This window comes from Micromonospora sp. NPDC093243, assembly GCF_044753725.1.
Classification (GTDB): Bacteria; Actinomycetota; Actinomycetes; order Mycobacteriales; family Micromonosporaceae; genus Micromonospora.
In genome coordinates, this window is record NZ_JBIVNT010000005.1 from 203,017 (window position 1) to 217,864 (window position 14,848).

A 14,848-nucleotide genomic window follows, 5' to 3' on the forward strand; every position below is an offset into this window, starting at 1 on the left:
TCGAGTGCTCTAGGGTGCTAGTTAGGTAAGGCTAACCTACGAAGGAGAGCGCCATGCGGCCCAGCCCTGCGGAGATCGTCCGCACTCTCGTCGCGGGCCGGCTTCCCGGTCTCGTCCACCTCGCGCACCGGCCCGGTCCGCACCACGTGCGGCACGTCACCGATCCGGACGGGCAGGTGCTGCTGCTGGTGCCGGTGGTCAGCGACCTGGCCGCCGCGCTGCGTCCGGCGGACGGCGAGGACGACGTGGCGCTCGTCCTCGACGTGCTCGACCTGCCGCCCGCGGCCGGCGCGCCGACGCTGGGCCGGGCCTGGGTCTCCGGCTGGGCGACGGAGCTGGGCGGCGACGAGGCGCGGGCGGCGGCCGTCGACTTCGCCGCCGCCGAGCCGACCGGTGACCTGCTCGACCTGGGCGTCCGGTTCCGGCTGTTCCGCTTCGAGGTGGTCGAGGCCCGCTGGGAGCGCGCCGGCGGCGTGCGCCGGATCGACCCCGAGGCGTACGCCGCGGCGGAGCCGGATCCGCTGCACCCGGTGGAGGCGGAGCTGCTGGCCGACCTCGCCGACCACCACGGTGCGGAGGTGGTGGGCTACCTGCGCCGGCAGCTCGGGCTGACCGACGACGGCGACGGCCCGCCCCGGGTGGTGCGGATCGACCGGTACGGGCTGGTCGTCGCCCTGGGGCGGCCCGGCGCCCGGCGCCGGGTCCGGCTCGCCTTCCCGCACCCGGTGGCCGACCACGCCGAGCTGGTCCGGCTGCTGCACCCGATGGTCTGCCCCCGCGCCGCCGCCGGCTGACCGGCGCCGGCGCTCGGCGGCCCGCGGTCAGCCGGTCAGGTCACCGGTGAGGTAGCGCTGCACGGTCGGCCCGACGGTGGCCACCAGCGTCTCCGGGGCGGCGGAGGCGACCGGCTCCAGCCGGATCACGTGCCGCATCATGGCCAGCCCGATCAGCTGGCTGGCCACCAGCGAGCCGCGCAGCGGCAGCTCGGCCGGGTCGATGTCGAGATGCTCCAGCACCCGGCGCAGCACCTGGGTGACGATGAACTCCCGCAGCAGCCGAGCCGTCCACTCGTTGCTCACCGCCGAGCGCAGCAGCGCCACCCCGGCGGTGCTGGCGGGGGAGTCCCAGACCCCGAGGAACATCCGCACGAGGCGCTCGCCGATGCCGTCCGGACCGCCCGCGAGCACCTTCGGCAGCAGCTCCCGGGGATTGACCGGCGCCTGCATCGCCGCCAGGAAGAGCTGGTCCTTGTTGCCGAAGTAGTGGTGCACCAGGGCCGGGTCCACGCCGGCGGCGGCGGCGATCGACCGGATCGACGCCGCGTCGAAGCCCCGCTCGGCGAAGGCGGCGCGTGCCGCGTCGAGGATCGCCTCGCGGGTGTCCGGCTTGCCGGGTCGCCGGCCGGTCCGTCGCGTCATCGCCGCCCTTCGCTCGTCCATCCGCCGCCCCCCCGGGCGCGGTTGCCCGGTCCCCGCCGGGCGCCGGGTCAGCCGCTGCGCCGGCGCAGGGTGGTCGCGGCCAGCACCAGGGCGAGCAGTACCGCCCCGGCCACCACCGTCAGGTCCCGCCACATCCGACCGGTCGGGTCGGCGTGCGCGCCGACCTCCTGCAACGCCTCGACGGCGTACGACAGCGGCAGCGCGTCGCTGACCGCCTGGAGCCAGCCGGCCATCTGATCCCGGGCCACGAAGAGCCCGCAGAGCAGCAGCTGGGGGACGACCACGACCGGCATGAACTGTACGGCCTGGAACTCGGTGCGGGCGAAGGCGCTGCAGAGCAGCCCGAGCGCGACGCCGAGCACCGCGTCGACCACCGCGATCAGGATCACCAGCCCGCTGCTGCCCGCGGTGTCCAGGTCGAAGACCCAGTAGGCCACCCCGGCGGCGACCGCGGCCTGCACGGTGGCGGCGAGACCGAACGCGATGCCGTAGCCGAAGAGCAGGTCCAGCTTGCCCAGTGGGGTGGTGAGCAGCCGTTCCAGCGTGCCGGTGGTGCGCTCCCGGAGCATGGCGATGCTGGTCACCAGGAACATGATCACGAAGGGGAAGATGCCGAGCATGACCAGCGCCACCCGGTCGAACGTCGACGGCTGTCCGGGCGGGGTGGGCTGGTCGGCGTACATGAAGTAGACCAGGGTGAGCAGCGCGGCCGGGACGGCGACCAGGAGCGCGACGGTGCGCCGGTCGTGGCGCAGCTGGCGCAGGACGCGGCCGGTCGTGGCGGCCAGGATCCGGGCGTTCACGCCGCCTCCCCGGTGCCGGCCGGGGCCGCCTCGCTGGCCCGGATCAGTCGCAGGAACGCCTCGTCGAGGTCGTCGACGCCGGCGGCGGCGCGCACCGCGGCGGGGCTGTCGTCGGCGATCAGCCGCCCCTCGCGGATCAGCAGCAGCCGGTCGCAGCGCGCCGCCTCGTCCATCACGTGGCTGGAGACGAGCAGGGTGGTGCCGGCTGCGGCCATGGCGTGGAACCGGGCCCAGAGGTCGGCCCGCAGCACCGGGTCCTGCCCGACCGTGGGCTCGTCCAGGATGACCAGCTCGGGCTGGCCGACCAGCGCGCAGGCCAGTGAGGCGCGGCTGTGCTGGCCGCCGGAGAGGTTGCCGACCAGCTGGCCGGCGGCCGAGGCGAGCCCCACGTCGCGGATCGCCTGCTCGGCCTCGGCGTGGCCGCGCCCGTAGAGCGCGGCGAAGTAGCGGGCGTTCTCCCGCACCGTCAGGTCGGCGTAGACGCTGGGCGCCTGGGTGAGGTAGCCCACCCGGTGGCGCAGCGCGGCGGACCCGGCGGGCTGGCCCAGCACGGTGACGCTGCCGCCGTGGACCACCTGCACCCCGACCACCGCGCGCATGAGGGTGGTCTTGCCGCTGCCGCTCGGCCCCAGCAGCCCGGTGACCGCGCCGCGCGGGACCGCGCAGCTGATGCCGTGCAGCACCCGCCGTCGACCCCGGTCGACGACCAGGTCACGGACGGCGATCGCATCGTCCATCGTCCACCTCCCGAAAACTCATCATGTGTTGAACTCAACGCTAGATGAGATACCGCCCGGCCCGCAACGGTTGACTTCGTGTGCACTCGAACTGGAAGCCTGGACGGGTGGACGTGGACATCAGCACTCGGGAGATCACCCTCACCGTCGGCGAGGCGGCCGAGCGGGTCGGCCTCACCACCTACACGCTGCGCTGGTACGAGCAGGAGGGCCTGGTGGCGCCGGTCGGGCGGGACTCCGCCGGGCGGCGTCGGTACACCCCCGGCGACGTGGACTGGCTCTTCCTGCTCACCCGGCTGCGCCGGACCGGTATGCCGGTGCGCGACATGCGCCGCTATGCCGAGCTGGCCCGGCAGGGCGACCGCACCCTCGGCGCCCGGCGGGCGCTCTTCGAGGCGCACCGTGACCGGGTGCTGCAACGGATGGCCGACCTCGAGGAAGACCTGAAGGTGCTCAACTACAAGATCGATGCCTACCGACGCGCCGAGCACGAGACCCGGTGACCCCCCACCGGACGGGTGACCGGAAGATCGACGGTCACCGACGAAAGGTATCCTGAGGCAGCAATCAGAAGCCTCGGGCACTAGCCATCGGACCGGACAGTCGGTCCGGCATCGGACATTGCGCCTCGAACGGACGTGCGGCACGATGACGCCGTGGGTCACGCTCCGTTACCGGACGCCGGCTTCCTCGACGACTGGGCCGCCCGGCTGCGCCAGTTCGCCGAGCGGCCCGTCGTCGGCATCATGCTGCGCGGCAGCCACGCCCGGCAGGCGGCCACCGCGCACAGCGACGTCGACCTCGACGTGCTGGTCGTCGGCGCCCCGTACGCGGCGCAGCGGGCGTACCTGGCGCGGACTCCGGGCAGGCTGACCCACGTGTCGGTGGCCGCCCGGGACATCCGGTCCTGGGTGGCCCGCCTCGGCGAGCCGGCCGACTGGGCGTTCGGCCTGCCGGTCTTCGCGCCGGCCCGGCTGCTCTGGGCCGACGCCCACTGGCGGCCCCGGATCGACCTGCCGGTGCTCTGTCAGCCGGCCGGTGAGCCGCAACTGGAAGAGCTGATCGCCACGCTGGGTAAGGCTGCCCGGGCCCGGGCAGCGGGGGACCACCTCGGCGTCCGGCTCGCCGCCGCGGACCTGGCCCGGCTCTGCCCCTCGGTGCTCCGGCTGGCCAACCCCTCGGTGCGGGTCGCCTCCCGCCGGGCCGCGTTCGCCGCCGCGCTGAACCTGCCGGTCGCGCCGCCCGGCTACCGCGAGGACATGCTGCTCTGCCTCGGCCTGCGCCCCGGCGCCACCGGGCAGCTCTGGGCGGCGGCGGTGCGGCTGGTGACCGGCACGCTTCCGCTGATCCGCCCGTACGCCGCGCGGATCGCCGAGGCCGCCGGAGCGGACCTGGCCGACGCGCTGCTCGACGGCCGGCTGCACCGCTACGTCGCCCAGCTCACCGGCCCCACCGAGGGTCCGAACCGGCCCGGTCGGGAGCCGTCGCCGGTACCAGCGCCGCGTGCGGGAGAATGGCTCACTGTGCCCGTACCTGACGCGCCGGTGACCGGCGCCCCCAGCGAAGCGAGCGAGCCGACGGCCGCGGCCCGCCCGTCCCGGCTCGACCCGGCCATCGCGGCCCGGCTCCGCCGTAACGCCGACGGGCTGGTGGCGGCGGTCGTGCGCCAGCACGACTCCGGCGAGGTGCTGATGGTCGCCTGGATGGACGACGAGGCGCTGCATCGCACCCTCACCACCGGACGGGCGACCTACTGGTCGCGCAGCCGGCGGGAGTACTGGGTCAAGGGCGCCACCTCCGGGCACCACCAGTACGTCCGCTCGGTGGCGTTGGACTGCGACGGCGACGCGTTGCTGGTGAGCGTCGACCAGGTCGGCGCGGCGTGCCACACCGGTCACCGCACCTGCTTCTTCGAGGAACTGCCGGTCACCGGCGCGGAGGCGCCGTGAGCGCCGCGGCCCCCGCCGGCGACGCGGGACGGGTCCGGTCATGACCGACGGCGTGGTGAGCCCCGACGAGGCGACCTTCACCGGGTTGGCCGCCCGCTGGCGGGTGGTGCCGGTGACCCGGCGGCTGCTCGCCGACGCGGAGACTCCGGTGGGGGTCTACCGGAAACTGGCCGGCGGCCCGGGCACCTTCCTGCTGGAGTCCGCCGAGCAGGGCGTCGGCTCCGCCGGGATGGCCTGGTCGCGCTACTCGTTCATCGGCGTACGCAGCGGCGCCACCCTGGTCGAGCGGGACGGCGCGGCGGCCTGGCTCGGCCAGCCGCCGGCCGGGCTGCCCGCCACCGGTGACCCGGTCGAGGTGCTGCGGGAGACCGTCGCGGCCCTCGCCGGCCCGGCCTGGGACCCGGCCAGCGGGATGCCGCCGCTGACGGGGGGCATGGTGGGCTACCTCGGCTACGACCTCATCCGGCGTTTCGAGCGGCTGCCCGAGCTGACCGAGGACGACCTGGGCGTGCCGGAGCTGGGCATGATGCTCGCCACCGACCTGGTGGTGCTCGACCACTACGACGGCTCGGCGATCCTGGTCGCCAACGCGGTCCTGCCCCCGCTGGACGAGCCGGACCGGGACGCGCGGGTCGCCGCCGCATACCACCACGCGGTGGGGCGGCTGGACGCGATGACCACCGCGCTGTCCCGGCCCATCCCGCCGATGATCTCCACGGTCGACCGGCCACCGACCGGCGAGGTGGCCAGCCGGACCCCGGACGGCGGCTATCCCAAGGCGGTGGAGGCGGCCAAGGAGGCGATCCGGGCCGGCGAGTGCTTCCAGATCGTGCTGTCGCAGCGCTTCGAGCGGGCCACCCACGCCGACCCGCTGGACGTCTACCGGGTGCTGCGCACCACCAACCCGAGTCCGTACATGTACCTGCTGCGCTTCGACGGCTTCGACATCGTCGGCTCCTCGCCGGAGGCGCACCTGAAGGTGACCACCGCCGCCGACGGGCAGCGCCGGGCGTTGCTGCACCCGATCGCCGGCACCCGGCCGCGTGGTGGCACCGCGGTCGCCGACGCCCGGCTCGCCGCCGAGCTGCTCACCGACCCGAAGGAGCGGGCCGAGCACGTCATGCTTGTCGACCTGGGCCGCAACGACCTCGGCCGGGTCTGCCAGCCGGGCACGGTCGAGGTGCCGGAGTTCGCCACCATCGAGCGGTACAGCCACGTCATGCACATCGTCTCCACCGTGGTCGGCACGCTGCGGGCGGACCGGACGGCGTTCGACGCGCTGGCCGCGACGTTCCCGGCCGGCACCCTGTCCGGCGCGCCGAAGGTGCGGGCCATGGAGATCATCGAGGAGCTGGAGCCGGTCCGGCGGGGCGTCTACGGCGGCACCGTCGGCTACTTCGGCTTCGGCGGCGACCTGGACATGGCGATCGCCATCCGGACCGCGCTGATCCGCGACGGGCGGGCGTACGTGCAGGCCGGGGCCGGCGTGGTGGCCGACTCCGACCCGGTCGCCGAGGACCAGGAGACCCGGAACAAGGCCGCCGCCGTGCTGGCGGCCATCGTCGCCGCCGAAACCCTCCGGGCCGCCCGATGACGCGGGGTGCGCGGCCGGGCGCGGGCCGGCGCGAGCTGACGTACGCGGTGCTGCTCAGCCTCGCCGGCGCGGGCCTCGCGCTCTGGGCGGCGACCCGCACCTGGTCGGTCGAGCTGACCGTCCGCCCGACGCCGCTGCCGCCGGAGCGCACCACCCACAGCGGTGGTGGCCTGCTGCCGTGGCTGCCGGCCCTGGCGGTGGTCGGGCTGGCCGGCGGGGGCGCGGTGCTCGCCACCCGGGGCCGGCTGCGCCAACTGCTCGGCGCCCTGCTCGCCCTACTCGGGTTGGCGGTGGCGGTCGGCGGTGGTTACGGCCTGCTGGCCGGGTTCGCCGGAGCGGTGAACCGGCAGTGGCCCGCCCTCTGTCTGCTCGGCGGGCTGATGGCCGCCGCGGGTGGGCTGTTGACGGCGCTGCGCGGGCGCGGCTGGCCGGCGATGGGCGCCCGGTACGAGCGCCCGGCCCGGGTGGAGCCGGCGGGACCGGTGGCCCCACCGCCCGGCCCCGTCGCCGGGCGGCGCACCACCGAGGCGTGGGACGCCCTGGACCGGGGCGAGGATCCGACGGTCAGCTGACCGGCTGTTCCTCGCGCTGACGGCGGGCGGCGGCCCGGGCCGCGGCCAGCTCGGCCACCAGGCGGTCCAGCTCGGCCCGCCGGTCGGCGCGGGCCCGGTCGGCGCAGACCGCCTCCCACGCGTTCCCCCGCGCGGTCCGCATCCGCCCCTCGCCGACCACCGCGCGCTCCAGCGTGTGCACCACGCCGACGGCGAGGGACGCGACGGTCCGCGAGATGGTGGTCAGTCCGACGGTCGGGTTCGGATCGGCAGTGCTCATGGTCACCCCGCAGGAGGATGGTTGGCGACGGGTCGGCAGGCGCGTCATCGAGTCTGCCTGAGGGACATGCTTGCCGGCTCACGTTTCGCCGCGGTGACCGGCCGGTCAACTGTCCATCAGGGGCCAACACCAGGGACAGGGCCACTCGTCCTTGAGCTTGGTCACAGCATCGACGCTCATCGCTGAGCGGGCGGTGGGCGACCCGGTGGTGGCATGATCTATGCGTCGACGTCGATGCGAGCCGGGGTTGGCCCCGAGCGTCGCCGGTCGGTCCGGGAGGTGGCGCTGCGTGACATCCTCTTCACGGCAGGTCGGCCATTATGCCCCAGCCGGTTTCGTGAGCAGCGCCATACCCCCACCACGTGGCGCCAGCTGGCGCCCCCTAGCATCGGCCCATGACACCCGGAGAGGGGAGTCCGATGGTGACTGCTGAGCATGCGCACGCGGAGGGGGACGAGGCCGGTCCGGCGGCGTCCGCAAGCGTGCTCGACGAGATCCTGGCCGGGGTGCGCGAGGACGTCGCCCGGCGGCAGGAGCAGGTTCCGCTGGAGCGGATCCGGGAACTGGCCGCCGCCGCCCCGCCGCCGCTGGACGCGTACGCGGCCCTGCGTCGCCCCGGCGTCGCGGTGATCGCCGAGGTGAAGCGCTCCTCGCCGTCCAAGGGTCAGCTCGCCGAGATCGCCGACCCTGCCGATCTGGCCGGCGACTACGCGGCCGGTGGGGCCCGGGCGATCAGCGTGCTCACCGAGGGGCGCTGGTTCGGCGGCTCGCTGGACGACCTGGCGGCGGTCCGGGCCGCGGTGCAGATCCCGGTGCTACGCAAGGACTTCGTGGTCTCGAGCTACCAGGTGCACGAGGCGCGTGCGCACGGCGCCGACCTGGTGCTGCTGATCGTCGCCGCGCTGGAGCAGAACGTGCTGATGGGCCTGCTGGAGCGGATCGAGTCGCTCGGCATGACCGCGCTCGTCGAGGTGCACGACGAGGAGGAGGCCGACCGGGCGCTGGAGGCCGGTGCGCAGGTCATCGGGGTCAACGCCCGCGACCTGCGTACCCTGGAGGTCGACCGTTCGGTCTTCGAGCGGATCGCGCCCGGCCTGCCGAGCAGCGTCGTCAAGATCGCCGAATCCGGTGTGCGGGGTCCGCACGACCTCATCCGGTACGCGTCGGCCGGCGCCGACGCGGTGCTGGTCGGCGAGGGCCTGGTCACCCAGAAGAGCCCCCGGGAGGCGGTGGCCGAGCTGGTCAACGCCGGCAACCACCCGGCCACGCCCCGCCCGGCGCGCTGATCCCGCGCCGGCTCCGCCCGCAGCGAGAGGACGATCCGATGAGCGCCGACGCGCTGGCCCCGGCGGCCGGCCCGCAGCCCGACTCCGCCGGCCACTTCGGCCGCTTCGGCGGCCGTTTCGTGCCCGAGGCCCTGGTGGCCGCGCTGGACGAGCTCGACGGGGCGTGGCGCACGGCGATGGCGGACGAGTCCTTCCGGGCCGAGTTCGGCGCGCTGCTGCGTGACTACGCCGGCACGCCGTCGCTGCTCTACGAGGCCCGGCGGTTCTCCGCGAAGGTCGGGGCCCGGGTGCTGCTCAAGCGGGAGGACCTGAACCACACCGGCGCGCACAAGGTGCGCAACGTGCTCGGTCAGGCGCTGCTCACCAAGCGGATGGGCAAGACCCGGGTGATCGCGGAGACCGGCGCCGGCCAGCACGGGGTGGCCACCGCCACCGCCGCCGCGCTGTTCGACCTGGAATGCGTGGTCTACATGGGCCAGGTGGACACCGAGCGGCAGGCGCTCAACGTGGCCCGGATGCGGATGCTCGGCGCCACGGTCGTCCCGGTGACCAACGGCTCGCGGACCCTCAAGGACGCCATGAACGAGGCGATGCGGGACTGGGTCGCCAACGTCGACGACACCCACTACCTGATCGGCACCGCCGCCGGCCCGCACCCGTTCCCGGCCATGGTGCGCGACTTCGTACGCGGCATCGGCGACGAGGCCCGCCAGCAGTGCCTCGACCTGACCGGCGCGCTGCCCGACGCGGTGACCGCCTGCGTCGGCGGCGGCTCCAACGCGCTCGGCATCTTCCACGCCTTCGTCGGCGACCCGGACGTCCGGCTCTACGGCTTCGAGGCCGGTGGCGACGGGGTCGACACGGGCCGGCACGCGGCCAGCATCACCGGCGGCTCCGCCGGCGTGCTGCACGGCACCCGCACCTACGTGCTGCAGGACGCCGACGGCCAGACGCAGGAGTCGCACTCGATCTCCGCCGGCCTGGACTACCCCGGGGTCGGGCCGGAACACGCCTGGCTGCACGACACCGGCCGGGCGACCTACGCCCCGGTCACCGACGACGAGGCGATGGCCGCGTTCGAACTGCTCTGCCGCACCGAGGGGATCATCCCGGCGATCGAGAGCGCGCACGCGCTCGCCGGCACCGTCGCGATCGCCCCGAAGCTCGCCGCCGAGCTGGGCCGGCAGCCCACCATCGTGGTCAACCTCTCCGGCCGGGGCGACAAGGACGTGCACACCGCCGGCGACTACTTCGGCATCCTGGACAAGGAGCAGTGAGATGAGCCGGATCGGGGTCGCCTTCGACAAGGCCCGCGCGGACGGTCGGGCCCTGCTGGTCGGCTGCATGCCGGCCGGCTTCCCGACCGTCGAGGGCAGCATCGCGGCGATGGTCGCGATGGTGGAGGCCGGGGTCGACGTGATCGAGGTGGAGATCCCCTACTCCGATCCGGTGATGGACGGCCCGGTGATCCAGAGGGCCAGCGACATCGCGCTCGCCGGCGGGGTGCGCACCGCCGACACGCTGCGCATCATCGAGGCGGTCGCCGCCACCGGCGCGCCGGTGGTCACCATGACCTACTGGAACCCGGTCGAGCGGTACGGCGTCGACGCCTTCGCCCGTGACCTCGACGCCGCCGGCGGCACCGGCCTGATCACCCCGGACCTCATCCCCGAGGAGGCCGGCGAGTGGCTGGCCGCCTCGGACGCGTACGGGCTGGACCGCACGTTCCTGGTCTCCCCGTCCTCCACCGACGCGCGGCTGGCGATGACCGTCGAGCACTGCCGGGGCTTCGTCTACGCCACCGCCATCATGGGGGTGACCGGCGCCCGGTCGCAGACCTCCACGGCGGCGCCGGTGCTCGTCTCCCGCGTGCGGGAGGCGACCGACCTGCCGGTGGGCGTCGGGCTCGGTGTCGGCACCGGTGCGCAGGCCGGCACGGTCGGCGGCTACGCCGACGGGGTGATCGTGGGCAGCGCCCTGGTCCGCTGCCTGCTCGACGCCCCGGACGAGGCCGCCGGGCTGGCCGCGCTGCGCGCGCTCAGCGCCGAACTCGCCGAGGGCGTGCGCAACCCCACCCGCTGAGCCCGCCCGCGCGGCAGCGCCGCACGGACGCGTCTCCTCCGCAGCCACCGTGAGCCTCGGGAGTCGCCCGCCTGACCGGCGGACCCGCGTCGCTCGTGGGGTCACCGCTGGGCGGAGGTGTCCCGCCCGGGGCGCGGGCCCGGCACCGCCCGGTCCGGGTCGGGCTCCGGGGCCGGGCCGCAGCGGCCCAGCACGCCGGAGTGGCCGGCGGTGGCATCGGCGATGGCCACCCGGGTGGTCGGGGTGACCGCCGCCGGCAGCGCCGACGGGTCGTGCCAGGAGAGCCGGCACCCGCCTGGCGGTTCGGCCGCCGGCCGGTCACCGCGAACCCGCGCCCGGAAGACGTGTACGAGGACGTCCGGCGGCAGGGCCGGCCGGCCGGGCGGCGTCACCTCGGGCGCCGGCTCGGTGAGCCGGTAGAGCCCGACCAGGTCGATCACCTCGACGTCGTAGCCGGTCTCGGCGCGGATGTCGCGCACCGCCGCCTCGACCGGGCTCTCCGCCCGCCGCAGCCGCCCGCCGGGCAGGCCGTAGCGTCGCTCGCCGCGACCCTGGCGGCAGAGCAGCACCCGACCGGCCCGATCGGTGACGACCGCAGCGACCGCCCAGGTGAGCGTGCTCATGGACAAAGAGCCTACGGCGGCGCAAACCAGAAGTCATCGCGATCGGTCCGACCGGTGGACCGGGGTGCCACCGAACGGCTCCACAGCGGTAGCGTGTGCATCCGTGACTCTCGCCTCGCTGTCGCCCCAGGCGGCCCTGCCCAGCCCCAGCACCGCCGTGTGGCAGCTCGGACCGGTGCCGATCCGGGCGTACGCGCTGTGCATCATCGTCGGCATCGTGGTGGCCTGCCTGGTCACCGAGTACCGGTTGCGGCGGCGCGGGGTCGCACCCGGTGCGGTGCTGGACATCGCGGTGTGGGCGGTGCCGACCGGCATCATCGGCGCCCGGATCTACCACGTGATCACCTCGCCGGAGAAATACTTCGGCACCGGCGGCGACCCGATGAAGGCGTTCGCCATCTGGGAGGGTGGGCTCGGCATCTGGGGCGCGGTCGCCGGTGGCGCGATCGGCGCCTGGATCGCCGCCCGGCAGCTCGGCATCCCGTTCGCGGTGGTCGCCGACGCGCTGGCCCCGGGTCTGCCGCTGGCCCAGGCGATCGGCCGGATCGGCAACTGGTTCAACAACGAGCTCTTCGGCGGCCGGACCACCCTGCCCTGGGGTCTGGAGATCCACCGGATGGACCCGGACAACCCGGGCCACGCGCTGCGCGACGACGCCGGCCAGCCGATCCTCGAACCTGGTCTCTACCAGCCGACCTTCGCCTACGAGGCGATCTGGAACGTCGGCGTCGCCGCGCTGGTCTTCTTCCTCGACCGCAAGCTGCGGCTCGGCCGGGGGCGGGCGTTCGCGCTCTACGTGATGGGCTACACCGCCGGCCGGTTCTGGATCGAGCTGATGCGCACCGACGAGGCGAACACGATCCTCGGCGTCCGGCTCAACGTCTGGACCGCCGGGCTGGTCTTCCTCGGCGCGCTGATCTACTTCGTGCGGGTCCGCGGCCCGCGGGAGTACCTGATCCCGCTCGACGCGGCCGCGCCGACCGTCCCGGCCACGCCGGCCGGGTCCGACGTCTCGCAGGTCGACCTCTCCGCGCGGGAGGCCGGCTCCCGCCCGGCCGCGCCCGAGGGCTACCGGGTGGTCGACGAGGAGCAGTTCCGGGCCTACCAGGAGACCGGTGCGGTGCCCGCCGATCCGGTGGCCGACGCGCCGAGCGCCGACGGCACCCCCGCCGACGAGGCGACGGTGCCCGCCGCGCGGTCCGACGCGGCGGCCGACGCCGAGCCCGACGCCGGCGACCCGGACCGGACGGCCGACCAGACCGAGCCGACCCGCGACGACGACCGGGCCGGCGCGACCGGCTCCGGCCCGGCCGAGCGCGACAGCTGACGGGGGAGCGGCACCATGCGTAGCGCGGTGGTGGTCGGCGCCGGGATCGGCGGCCTGTCGGTCGCCGGCGCGCTGGCCCGCTCCGGCTGGCGGGTCACCCTGCTCGAACGGGCCGACCGGGTTCGCCCCGAACCGACCGCGGTGGTGCTCTGGCCCAACGGGGTGCGCGCGCTGCAGGCGCTCGGCCTCGGCGCCGGCCTGGAGGCGATCGCCACCCCGGTGCCCGACACCGGGGTACGCCGTCCCGACGGGCACTGGCTGGTGCAGCCCCGCCCCATCCCGGCCGACCGGATGCCGGTGGTGGTGCACCGGGAGGACCTGCACGACGCGCTGATCGCCGGGCTCGGCGACCGGGTGGAGCTGCGCACCGGCGTCACGGTGCGCAGCGTCCGCGCCGAGCCGGGCGAGCGGCCGGCGGTCGGCGACGGTCGGCAGATCATCGAGGCCGACCTGGTGGTCGCCGCGGACGGGACGGACAGCGAGGTCCGCCGCCGGCTCGCGCCCGAGGCCACCGTGGTCAGCTCCGGTTCCGCCGCGTGGCGCGCGGTGATCCCCTGGTACCGGGCGCCTCGGCTGCCCGCCGACCAGCCGATCGGCGGCGAGGTGCTGGGCGCCGGTTACCGCTTCGTCTCCGCGTCGCTGGGCGAGCGCGGCTCGTCGGGCGGCTCCAGCCGGGGCGGCATCTACTGGGTGGCCACCGCGGCAGGCGCGCCCCGCCCGGAGCCACCGGAGACCCAGCTCGCCCTGCTCCGCCGCTGGTACGCCGGCTGGCCGGGGCCGATCGGCGATCTGCTCGACGCCACCGACCCGGCCGACCTGGTCCAGCAGGAGGTTCGCGAGCTGCGCCCGTTGCCCCGCGCGTACGGCTTCCCGGCCGGCCCGGGTGGCGTGGTGCTGCTCGGCGACGCCGCGCACGCCATGCCGCCGCACCTGGGCCAGGGCGCCTGCCTCGCCTTCGAGGACGCGGCCACCCTCGCCGTGCTGCTGCGCGAGTCCCGGTTGCCCGACGCCGTGCAGGCGTACGACCGGGTGCGCCGCCCCCGGGCGGCGAGCGTGGTCCGGCAGACCCGCCGGATGTCGGCGGTGCTGCAGACCCGGGGCCGGCTGGCGCTGCGCGCCCGCGACGCCGCGCTCGGCACCCTGACCCCCCGCCTGCTCAACACCGCCGCCGCCTCCGCCGCCCAGTGGCGCCCGCCGGCCTGACACCGCCGCCGCTCGGGTCGATCATGCAGTCGTGGTGGTGGACGAAGGGTGCGATTCACCCCGGTCCGGGCACCACAACACCTTGATCGACGGGGTCGCGACCCCGGTCAGGGGATGAGGGCGGCGGGTTCGGCGATGCAGGCGGTGCCGATCCGGCGGAAGCCGACCCGCAGGTAGACCCGGGCGATCTCCTCGCTGCCGGCGGAGAGGAAGATCAGTTCGGTGCCGGCGTCGTGCAGCTCGCGGGCCAGTGTCGCGGTGACCGCCGCGCCCAGCCCCCGGCGGCGGGCGGTGGGCAGGGTGCCCACCCCGGCGATCTCGGCGACGTCGCCGACCCGCATCGCCATCCCGCTGGCCAGCGCCCCGTCCGCCGCCGTGGCGGCCATCACCGACAGGCGCCGGCCGTCCGCGATCCGGGCGCGTTCCTCGTCGAGCGCGGCCAGCTCCAGCTCGGTGACGGCCGCGTCCCGCTGTGCCGGACCGGCGTCGCCCGGTGCGGTGCCGGCCGCGGCGAACGCCACCGCGGCGACGGCCCGGCGGGCCGCCACCTCCGCCGCGAAGTCCGGCGAGTCGGGGTCCAGCAACCGCACCGGTACGTCGGTGAGCGTCGCCGGGTCGGGCAGCGCCGCCGGGTCGAGCACCATCAACGGGGCCTCCAGCACGGCCAGCCCGGCCGAGCGGGCCACCGGCAGCAGCTCGGGCGTCGTCTCGTGCACCCACTCGAAGGCCTCGGGCAGGCCCAGCTCCCGCTGACGCTCCCGGGCGGCGTTGACGTCGGCCAGCGAGGGGGGTGCGGTCGCGTCCCGCCGGGGCCGGGCGTAGAACGGGAAACCGCCGCCTTCGCGGACGAAGAGCACCAGTCCGCCGTACTCCTCCACCCGCGCCGCATCGCGGGGCACCGCGTCGTAGAAGCGTTCCAACCGGTCGAAGAGGTCCTTGTGCAGGGGATCCACCGCGCGAGACTACACGTCCCA

Annotated in this window: 16 protein-coding genes and 1 pseudogene; 11 read left to right on the top strand and 6 right to left on the bottom strand. The window is 75.2% G+C overall.

Annotated features, from left to right (window positions below; translation table 11 throughout):
- The first annotated feature begins 53 nt into the window (after positions 1–53).
- Positions 54–794 carry a DUF2470 domain-containing protein gene (locus ACIP9D_RS18550; protein ID WP_350872492.1) on the top strand — a complete coding sequence of 247 codons (741 nt, stop codon included), beginning with the start codon at positions 54–56 and terminating at the stop codon, positions 792–794.
- Positions 795–821: 27 nt separating this feature from the next.
- Here the strand turns inward: ACIP9D_RS18550 and ACIP9D_RS18555 are convergent, their stop codons facing one another.
- From ACIP9D_RS18555 to ACIP9D_RS18565, 3 genes are all read right to left on the bottom strand, one after another.
- The gene (locus tag ACIP9D_RS18555; RefSeq protein ID WP_350872948.1) at positions 822–1,418 is read right to left on the bottom strand and encodes a TetR family transcriptional regulator; all 597 of its coding nucleotides are present in this window, start codon (positions 1,416–1,418) and stop codon (positions 822–824) included.
- A 68-nt stretch (positions 1,419–1,486) separates the two neighbouring features.
- Complete coding sequence (locus ACIP9D_RS18560; protein WP_350872494.1) at positions 1,487–2,242, bottom strand: ABC transporter permease; 756 nt, start codon at positions 2,240–2,242, stop codon at positions 1,487–1,489.
- Positions 2,239–2,979, bottom strand: a complete 741-nt coding sequence (locus tag ACIP9D_RS18565; RefSeq protein ID WP_350872496.1) for an ABC transporter ATP-binding protein — start codon at positions 2,977–2,979, stop codon at positions 2,239–2,241. Before ACIP9D_RS18565 ends, ACIP9D_RS18560 begins: the two co-directional genes overlap by 4 nt.
- Positions 2,980–3,086: 107 nt before the next feature.
- Between ACIP9D_RS18565 and ACIP9D_RS18570 the strand changes: the two genes are divergently transcribed.
- The 5 genes and pseudogenes from ACIP9D_RS18570 (at position 3,087) to ACIP9D_RS18590 (ending at position 7,094) form a co-directional block, all read left to right on the top strand.
- On the top strand, positions 3,087–3,482 hold the full coding sequence (locus ACIP9D_RS18570) for a MerR family transcriptional regulator (RefSeq protein WP_350872498.1): 396 nt from the start codon (positions 3,087–3,089) through the stop codon (positions 3,480–3,482).
- A 243-nt stretch (positions 3,483–3,725) separates the two neighbouring features.
- Positions 3,726–4,322: pseudogene (locus ACIP9D_RS18575) on the top strand (phosphoribosyl-AMP cyclohydrolase); the annotation flags it as partial.
- Positions 4,323–4,502: 180 nt separating this feature from the next.
- Complete coding sequence (gene hisI / locus ACIP9D_RS18580; protein WP_350872949.1) at positions 4,503–4,928, top strand: phosphoribosyl-AMP cyclohydrolase; 426 nt, start codon at positions 4,503–4,505, stop codon at positions 4,926–4,928.
- Between the two features lie 40 nt (positions 4,929–4,968).
- Complete coding sequence (locus tag ACIP9D_RS18585) at positions 4,969–6,522, top strand: anthranilate synthase component I (RefSeq protein WP_350872500.1); 1,554 nt, start codon at positions 4,969–4,971, stop codon at positions 6,520–6,522.
- Positions 6,519–7,094, top strand: coding sequence for a Trp biosynthesis-associated membrane protein (locus ACIP9D_RS18590; RefSeq protein ID WP_350872502.1), 576 nt, complete (start codon positions 6,519–6,521; stop codon positions 7,092–7,094). Before ACIP9D_RS18585 ends, ACIP9D_RS18590 begins: the two co-directional genes overlap by 4 nt.
- On the opposite strand, the gene ACIP9D_RS18595 is transcribed toward ACIP9D_RS18590, so the two are convergent.
- The gene (locus tag ACIP9D_RS18595) at positions 7,087–7,353 is read right to left on the bottom strand and encodes a hypothetical protein (protein ID WP_350872950.1); all 267 of its coding nucleotides are present in this window, start codon (positions 7,351–7,353) and stop codon (positions 7,087–7,089) included. The two genes, ACIP9D_RS18590 and ACIP9D_RS18595, sit on opposite strands and share 8 nt — an antisense overlap.
- A gap of 482 nt (positions 7,354–7,835) precedes the next feature.
- Here ACIP9D_RS18595 and trpC point away from each other — a divergent pair, with 482 nt between their 5' ends.
- The 3 genes from trpC to trpA are packed head-to-tail and all read left to right on the top strand — an operon-like array spanning position 7,836 to position 10,721.
- Positions 7,836–8,639: an indole-3-glycerol phosphate synthase TrpC gene (gene trpC, locus ACIP9D_RS18600; protein ID WP_350872951.1), complete on the top strand. Its 804-nt coding sequence runs from the start codon at positions 7,836–7,838 to the stop codon at positions 8,637–8,639.
- A 38-nt stretch (positions 8,640–8,677) separates the two neighbouring features.
- Complete coding sequence (gene trpB, locus ACIP9D_RS18605) at positions 8,678–9,916, top strand: tryptophan synthase subunit beta (RefSeq protein WP_350872504.1); 1,239 nt, start codon at positions 8,678–8,680, stop codon at positions 9,914–9,916.
- Between the two features lies 1 nt (position 9,917).
- Entirely contained in the window at positions 9,918–10,721 is an 804-nt protein-coding gene (gene trpA / locus ACIP9D_RS18610) for a tryptophan synthase subunit alpha (protein WP_350872506.1), read from the top strand.
- A gap of 101 nt (positions 10,722–10,822) precedes the next feature.
- Here trpA and ACIP9D_RS18615 read toward each other — a convergent pair whose 3' ends face one another.
- Positions 10,823–11,344 (bottom strand): NUDIX hydrolase, encoded by a 522-nt coding sequence (locus ACIP9D_RS18615; RefSeq protein WP_350872508.1) that lies wholly within the window; start codon positions 11,342–11,344, stop codon positions 10,823–10,825.
- 103 nt (positions 11,345–11,447) lie between these two features.
- Between ACIP9D_RS18615 and lgt the strand changes: the two genes are divergently transcribed.
- Both lgt and ACIP9D_RS18625 read left to right on the top strand, forming a co-directional pair.
- The gene (gene lgt, locus ACIP9D_RS18620) at positions 11,448–12,671 is read left to right on the top strand and encodes a prolipoprotein diacylglyceryl transferase (RefSeq protein ID WP_350872510.1); all 1,224 of its coding nucleotides are present in this window, start codon (positions 11,448–11,450) and stop codon (positions 12,669–12,671) included.
- Positions 12,672–12,686: 15 nt separating this feature from the next.
- The gene (locus tag ACIP9D_RS18625; protein WP_350872512.1) at positions 12,687–13,874 is read left to right on the top strand and encodes an NAD(P)/FAD-dependent oxidoreductase; all 1,188 of its coding nucleotides are present in this window, start codon (positions 12,687–12,689) and stop codon (positions 13,872–13,874) included.
- Between the two features lie 107 nt (positions 13,875–13,981).
- Here the strand turns inward: ACIP9D_RS18625 and ACIP9D_RS18630 are convergent, their stop codons facing one another.
- On the bottom strand, positions 13,982–14,818 hold the full coding sequence (locus ACIP9D_RS18630) for a GNAT family N-acetyltransferase (protein ID WP_350872952.1): 837 nt from the start codon (positions 14,816–14,818) through the stop codon (positions 13,982–13,984).
- Between the last annotated feature and the right edge of the window lie 30 nt (positions 14,819–14,848).

Coding starts and splice junctions, on each gene's coding strand:
- ACIP9D_RS18595 (WP_350872950.1), bottom strand. CDS start 7,353: ATGAGCACTGCCGATCCGAACCCGACCGTCGGACTGACCACCATCTCG.
- ACIP9D_RS18615 (WP_350872508.1), bottom strand. CDS start 11,344: ATGAGCACGCTCACCTGGGCGGTCGCTGCGGTCGTCACCGATCGGGCC.
- trpA (WP_350872506.1), top strand. CDS start 9,918: ATGAGCCGGATCGGGGTCGCCTTCGACAAGGCCCGCGCGGACGGTCGG.
- ACIP9D_RS18555 (WP_350872948.1), bottom strand. CDS start 1,418: ATGACGCGACGGACCGGCCGGCGACCCGGCAAGCCGGACACCCGCGAG.
- ACIP9D_RS18625 (WP_350872512.1), top strand. CDS start 12,687: ATGCGTAGCGCGGTGGTGGTCGGCGCCGGGATCGGCGGCCTGTCGGTC.
- trpB (WP_350872504.1), top strand. CDS start 8,678: ATGAGCGCCGACGCGCTGGCCCCGGCGGCCGGCCCGCAGCCCGACTCC.
- ACIP9D_RS18550 (WP_350872492.1), top strand. CDS start 54: ATGCGGCCCAGCCCTGCGGAGATCGTCCGCACTCTCGTCGCGGGCCGG.
- ACIP9D_RS18590 (WP_350872502.1), top strand. CDS start 6,519: ATGACGCGGGGTGCGCGGCCGGGCGCGGGCCGGCGCGAGCTGACGTAC.
- ACIP9D_RS18585 (WP_350872500.1), top strand. CDS start 4,969: ATGACCGACGGCGTGGTGAGCCCCGACGAGGCGACCTTCACCGGGTTG.
- ACIP9D_RS18565 (WP_350872496.1), bottom strand. CDS start 2,979: ATGGACGATGCGATCGCCGTCCGTGACCTGGTCGTCGACCGGGGTCGA.